General features: G+C 31.6%; 4 protein-coding genes. All 4 read right to left on the bottom strand.

Annotated elements, in window-relative coordinates:
* Nucleotides 1–107: 107 nt before the first annotated feature.
* A complete protein-coding gene (locus C7447_RS14590; RefSeq protein WP_148871262.1) occupies nt 108–1,901 on the bottom strand; it encodes a hypothetical protein in 1,794 nt (597 codons plus the stop codon).
* A 161-nt stretch (nt 1,902–2,062) separates the two neighbouring features.
* Complete coding sequence (locus tag C7447_RS14585; protein ID WP_148871261.1) at nt 2,063–2,863, bottom strand: SH3 domain-containing protein; 801 nt, start codon at nt 2,861–2,863, stop codon at nt 2,063–2,065.
* 109 nt (nt 2,864–2,972) lie between these two features.
* Nucleotides 2,973–5,420, bottom strand: coding sequence for a TonB-dependent receptor (locus C7447_RS14580; RefSeq protein ID WP_148871260.1), 2,448 nt, complete (start codon nt 5,418–5,420; stop codon nt 2,973–2,975).
* A 12-nt stretch (nt 5,421–5,432) separates the two neighbouring features.
* The gene (locus tag C7447_RS14575; RefSeq protein WP_148871259.1) at nt 5,433–7,124 is read right to left on the bottom strand and encodes a M23 family metallopeptidase; all 1,692 of its coding nucleotides are present in this window, start codon (nt 7,122–7,124) and stop codon (nt 5,433–5,435) included.
* Between the last annotated feature and the right edge of the window lie 57 nt (nt 7,125–7,181).

Below are 7,181 nucleotides of genomic sequence, written 5' to 3'. Positions count from 1 at the left end.
ATTGTAAAAAGCGGATTGCCTTATGATGCAAATTATAAAAGTACTTTGGTTTAAAAAAGTGTAAAATTTACTTGTTTTTTACCTCAGTTCTTTGTTATGCCCAGGCTTTACTTTCCATATGTACTCCAAAGGTCTTTGTATTTAAAATTCTTATTTCCAATAATAAATTCAGCAGGCAACGGTTTAGTTTCAATGTTGTCTTTTTCTTGTTCTTTCAGAGCCTCAAATAGGTCTCTAAAAACTTTTTCAGAAGGACCGATTTCAAATCTGTTTCTTGCAAATTGTGGCCAATTTGTAATTGCTAAATTATCCACAGTTGTTTGATAACCATAGCCTTTCATTCTAGCTGCATTTTTGGAAATTGCAAAAAGGTAGACCTTGCTTATTGGACTTCCTTCTGTTGATTTAATTCTTAATGTTTGTAGTAATTTATTTAAGCCATTAGATGTTATCCAATTATTTACTTTTAAAGTCCAATCATCTAGTCCTTTAGTTAAATTACTTGCTCTACTTTTTAATTTGTTAATGTCGTTAAAAAAGAAGTCTTGCCATTTTATTTGAAATAACGCTAATTCACCTGTCATTCTATCAAAAATTGCAGCATCGATATCAGTGTCGATTTTATTTCCAGTTTTAAGATTAATATTTCCAACAACATTTTTATACCTAGCACCTGAGAACATAGCATATAGGTTATTTCTTAACCATTCTTCTCTATATAATGAAATGTCATTTCTGAAATTTGGATTTCTATACTCTAATATTTGACTGATAGTTAATAAAGGGTTTCTATTTATACTAGATACAGGTCTTAATACTATACCGTTGCCAATATCAATAACGAGAGGCATAAATTTAGAAGTGTGTTTTTTCAATAGTTTTACGTCATCAGGTTTTAATATAATTGAGTCGAAAGCTTCAGTAATTATTGATTTTTTAAAACCTGAAAACTCTACGATATCATTAATAAGGTCTTCTAATGGGCCCCAAAGAGTGAGGCTTTGTTTTATTGAAATTTCTGGATGTTTTTTTGATGCAACTAAACCGTAACTTATATGTTTAAGATGAAAACTAGTCATAAAAAGAACAACTATCATTAAATCACCACCAGTTATATTTCCGATTTTTGTTTTTGGGTGAAGCCCAGCTTCATCTCTCCATTTTCCGACTAATTCGGTTGCTTTCCCTAGAAAATGCATATCAATATCAAAAGTACTACCATATCCCATCATTATTCCGTGTCCAGAATCCCAAGGTCTGACTTGGTCGTGTAGCAATTTCTCAATATTTTCACTCGAATAATGATTAAATTCCTTATCCGTAAATGATAAAAAGTTACCAGGACTGCCAAAGGCTTTTTCCAAATCATCTTTTTCAATAATGTTCCATTCTTTATAATATTCTCCCGTTTTTTCTTTTAATTCTTCTTCTAGTTCTTCCAGATTGGTGAATTCTAAATCATCAAGAAATTGAGAATTTACATTTTTAGTTTTCTCAAAGACAAATGTGTTATCATCAGTTTTTACTACAGATAAAGCCCCAGACTTTACCATATCTATTGTCCTTTTTAACATTGTTATACAACCAAAATGGTATAATAGACTAGAAGTAGAGCCAAATGTTTCTTTTGTGCTTTCTACAATTGGAAAACCAGAAGTTTTAAAACCTTCAAATAGATAAGATGTAGATAGATTCCAACCCATTTTCATTATGTCGAATTTGGGGACTTCAGAAAGCTTTGAAGTAGGATTATATGAACTTAAACTATGGAAATCTAAAACTCTTAGAGTTTCGGTAAACATTATAAATTTTATTATTGTTTCCGATGGTAAACTACTTTCAATTTTATCAAGAGCATTTTCAGCGATTAGTTTAATTTCTTGACAAATTTCTTTAGACATTCAGAGTAGTTTTTAGCTTGGGCATAACGTTTATGTGTAAGGAACGTTGCGTGTTTGTGTGCGAGGATTTTCCGAAGGAAAATCAGATGCAAGCAAACAAAGCAACGACCAAACGGCTTAACTAAAATAAGCAATGTTTTTTACACGGTGTTGGCAAATCGTTATTCTTCTTCAGGTTCTATTTTAGGAAATATTTCTTTGCCATTCCATTCTAAAATTCGTCTGGTTGTTTTACTTTCAGTCCATTCCGTTTCATATTCTTTGGTTTCTCCAATCTCGCTTTTGTATACTATTTTTCCTTTTAATCCATCTTTATCATTTGGGAAAATATATTCCTCAATAAACCAATATAAGTCAGCGTCTGCAACTCGGGTATAATCAATTGCTTTTATTAATTCCTTTCCATCATAGAATAAATAAATTCCGCCACCATTTACTCCACAAGATTCTGCTAAATAATCAATTTCGAATATGCTTTTTATGATTTCAAGTCCTTTATTTCCTGTTGCTTTTATTGAAAATTCTCCAGTAAAAAGTTGAGAAGTGTTTTCTTTAAACTCCAATTCATTTTCCAAAACTCTTGTTTTAAGATACAATTTTAATCCATCTTTTTTTAAGGAAATTAAATAGGTCAGATTTCCGTTAATTACTCTGTCGAGTGAAATTAAACTTCCGAGTACAAATCCTATTTTATCTTTAGTCTTTATTTTATACCAAGGAGACTCAATTCCGTCGAATTCCATTGCTGAATTTGACTTTTCCATTATTTCAATTTGTTCACCAATTTTTAAGAGAGATAAAACATCAGATTCAGTATTCGGTTGGTCACGAAGTTTAACGTCATTACCAAACATATAAGCGATTTCACCATTCTTGAATTCATAATTTTCAGAAAGATATTTGGCGTCTTGACCAAATCCAATTTCGAAAATAAATAGAAATATTAATAGTAGTTTGTTCATTTTTTAATGTTTGCCAACTGGTTATATGCTAACAAATATATTGTTTTATCGGTTTATATTCCCGGATATGAGAACATTTTGGTTGTTTTACCCATTTCGAAGAATTAACCTAAAACTTCACTTTTAACTTAAGATTCAACACGCGTCCTGTCATGTAATTGGGTATTCCATATTGATTTTTACTATATACATCGCGTACCCAAGTATTGGTAATCGAATTACGGATATCAAAAACATTAAATAATTCTAAGCCAGCACTCAGTTCTTTAAAATTGCTTAAAAAACCTGTTGTGTGCGTTTTGTTAGCATCAGCAAAAACATAAGATATTCCTAAATCAGCACGTTTGTAATCGTTTAATCGATTTTGGAATTGATAAACATCAGCATACGAAGGCGAACCACCAGGAACTCCTGTATTATACACAATATTCAGATATGCTTTTAAGTTGGGTAGATTAGGTACATAATCTTGAAATAACACACCAAATTTTAAACGTTGGTCGGTAGGTCTAGCAATGTATCCTTGCTCATTTATACTTTCTTCCGTTTTTAAATAACCAATGCTAACCCAACTATCGTTACCTGGTACAAATTCTCCGTTTAAACGGACATCTAATCCGTAAGCATAAGCTTCTGTAATATTATCAGCTCTATAACGAATACGAACATTATCAATAGAGTAGGCGTTTACATCCGATAAGTTTTTATAATACAATTCGGTAGTAAGTTTAAAAGGGCGTTCCCACATGGTAAAACTATAATCGTTACTTGCTACTAAATGAATAGATTTTTGTGCCTTTACCTCTGGATGTACTTGTCCGTTATAATCTCTTAATTCTTTATAAAAAGGCGGTTGCGAATACCAACCTCCTGAAATACGAAATAACATGTCACTTTTCCAGTCTGGTTTGATGCTAAACTGAACACGCGGACTAAAAATAAAGTGACTTACTGCTTTTAATCCATCTGCAGTTACTGTCCAGCTTTGAGCACGAACACCTCCATTTAACCAAATTTGATGATCATTTAAGGTTGTTTTTCTGCTGAATTGTACAAATCCTGATAAACGATTAATATCTACATTGTTATTAGCTCTAATATCTTGAAAAGGCTCAATAGGACCCTCATAAGGAGTGTAGGGTTGATCTTGCGGAACATTATGGTTAGGAGGGCGAACGGAAAAACCAAGACTATCTATAATTTCCCATTCACGAATACGATCTTTAATATTTTCTGTTTGGTATTTTATACCTGTCGCCCATTCATTATTACCGTCTTTTAAAGTTGCTTTTAACTGAATATTACTAATTAAAGCATCTAAATCGTTACGGGCATGATTGAGCTGAGAGCCAATTCCTTCAGAAAATTCAACTTCTCCAAAGCTTTCAGAGCCAGCATTGGTGTCTACTTCCCCTAAATTATAAGCAGCAGCAATATCAAAATATTCTTCTTCTTGTGTGTTAAAAGAGGAAATGGTTCCTGTAACTTTTAAATCATCTGTAACTTGATAATCTGTTGACAATGCACCGAATAAAGTTTGATAACTATCTTTTTCTTGTCCATCGTAGAAAACAATCAGTTCTAATGGGTTTGCAACGGTTCCAAAACGAGTTTTACGCGTTAAGGGCTTGTAGTTATAGTTGTTTAAAGAAAAATTACCGAGGAAACTGATATCAAGTTTTTTATTGATGTTGTACGATAAATATGTTTGAATATCGGTAAAATTCGGACGAAAATTAACCTCGGTTTGCTTTGAATTCACAAACAAACTATTGTCTCGATAACGAACACCAAGAATAGCACTTAAATTATTGTTTAGCATGGTGCCTTCAATAGTGGCGCTTCCTCCTAACAAACTTAAATCTACTTGTGCACCAAATTCTTTAGGTTTTCTGTACGTAATATCTAAAACAGATGAAAGTTTGTCTCCGTACTTCGCTTGAAATCCGCCTGCGGAAAAATTAATATTTTGAATTAAATGAGAATTGATAAAACTTAATCCTTCTTGCTGACCAGAACGAATTAAAAACGGACGGTAGACTTCAATACCGTTTACGTAGACTAAGTTTTCGTCAAAATTACCACCGCGAACGTTATATTGTGTGCTTAATTCATTGTTGTTACTAACGCCAGGAAGTGTCATTAATACGGATTCTACTCCAGCATTAGCTCCAACTACATGTTCAACTTTTTTGATGTTTATTTCGGTAATTCCTTGTGCTTCCTTTTTTTGATTTTTAACAATAACCTCTTCTAATTCTTCACTTTTTATAGTTAGAGTAGGAGAGTAGTTGAATGTTCTCGATCCGCGAGCGGTAAACTTTTTAATTAGTGTTTTATATGAAACATGAGTAAAGGTTACACTAACAGTTTTACGAACAGGAATTTGAAATTCATAATTTCCATACGCATCTGTAGTGGTTCCGCTATTTAAGTAAGAAATAGCAACACCTTCAATTGGATAGTTGAATTTATTGGTGATTTTTCCTTTAACAGTTGCTGTTTTTTGAGCAAAAACCAGTGCAGGAAAAAGTATTAAAATAATTAGTTTCTTCAATGTGAAATTAGTTTACTTTCTGTAAAATGTAGCCGAAATTGTTTCGGTATTTTCAACATTATCAGAAACTACAAGTTTAAAAAGATGTTTGCTACCCACCAACTTTTTATCTGGAAAATCGTAAGTTAAGATCCCTTTTTTATGGTTGTATTCCATTAATATCCATTCTCCGTCAATAGTAGCCTCAAAATCTTTAATACCAGATTCTTCATCTTTAATTTTAACTTTTAGGGTTTCTAAAGCAGAAATCCATTGGTTATTTTTAAAATTAAGTAATGAAATAGAAGGTAAAATACTATCTTGTTTCAATGTATAACTTCCCAGTGTTTTAGTAGTCGTATATACTTTGTCTTCTTTTTTCTTGGTAGAAACATAATAGGGGTATTTTTCCTTAGTTACATTTGCAATGTAAATTTGTTGTTTTTCTTTTTCAGAATAGTTAGAGGTATCAAAAGTTAACGTAAAATTTTTATCTAATGGAACAATAGGTTCATGCACTTTTGCAATACCTTCAATTACAGAAAAATCTAAATAAAGATTGTTGTAAAATGTATTTTTAGGAAAAGCAACCGTTACATTCTTCTGTTGAAATTTATGAAAATTAGTAGCTTTTATTTTATAAGCTGTAGTGTCTTTTTCTTTAAAAACAACATTATTTTTAACACCACGAATGGGTAATTTTACTATTGATGTATTGCCAACAAAATCTTTCGCTATAATTTCTATATTATAATTCTCTCCTTCTTTAATATGTATTTTGCCATTATCAACTAAATCTTTGTACAGGCTCAGTCTGTTCCCTTTGACTTTGTAGGTTTTTTGAACGCGTTTTTTAAATTTTGCGTAATGTTCATAATCTATTAGTAAGTTGATGTATTTACTTTCAGGAAAAGAAAAAGTTTCTACATCATGATAATACACACGATTTCCGTTTAGCTTCATTTCTAAGCTATACAAACCGTTTTTATTATTAGCTTTATCTAATCTATCAAAAGCACTCACACCTAATCCTATAAAACCATTAGCATTGGTATATTCCGCTTTAAAAATTCCATTACCTAAATCTTCAAAAGGAATTGTTGTTTTGTGTGCGGCTCCGTTTATACGAGATTCATCATCTAAAGGAAAAACAACTAAACTTAATATAGTTGGTCTTCGTGTATCTTCTGGGTGTAAGCCAAAGAGTAAGGGGTTTATAATATGCCCAGTGGCAGTGTTACGAATTTCATAATGTAAATGAGGTCCACCAGAACTACCAGTATCTCCTGTATACCCAATAACATCTCCTTTTTTTACAAGAAACCTTAGTGAATCTGGAAATAAATTTCCTGTATAATAACTTTGTTTTTTGTATTGAATGTTTTTAACATATTCTTGCATCTCTAAAGCAAATTTTTGCAGATGAGCATATACAGTTGTATATCCGTTAGGATGTTCTAAATAAATGGCTTTTCCAAATCCGTATTGAGATACTTTTATTCGAGAAACATAACCATCGGCAGGAGCATAAATAGGAAGCCCTTCTTTATTTAAAGTTTTAATGTCTACACCAGAATGAAAGTGATTACTTCTTAGCTCTCCAAAAGTCCCAGCTAAAATTACAGGTGTTTTTAAAGGGGGAGAAAAGTAGTTTTGTGGATATTGTGTTTGTGAATATCCAAAGCTGTATATAATTAGTAAAAATAAAGAATAATAAAATTTCAAACCCCAACAATTTTATAACAAAACTACTAAAATTATACCAAAAAATTAAGACATTGA

It is taken from the genome of Tenacibaculum adriaticum (assembly GCF_008124875.1).
In the GTDB taxonomy this organism is placed as follows: domain Bacteria; phylum Bacteroidota; class Bacteroidia; order Flavobacteriales; family Flavobacteriaceae; genus Polaribacter; species Polaribacter adriaticus.
This window is presented reverse-complemented; position numbering and strand designations above follow the sequence as displayed.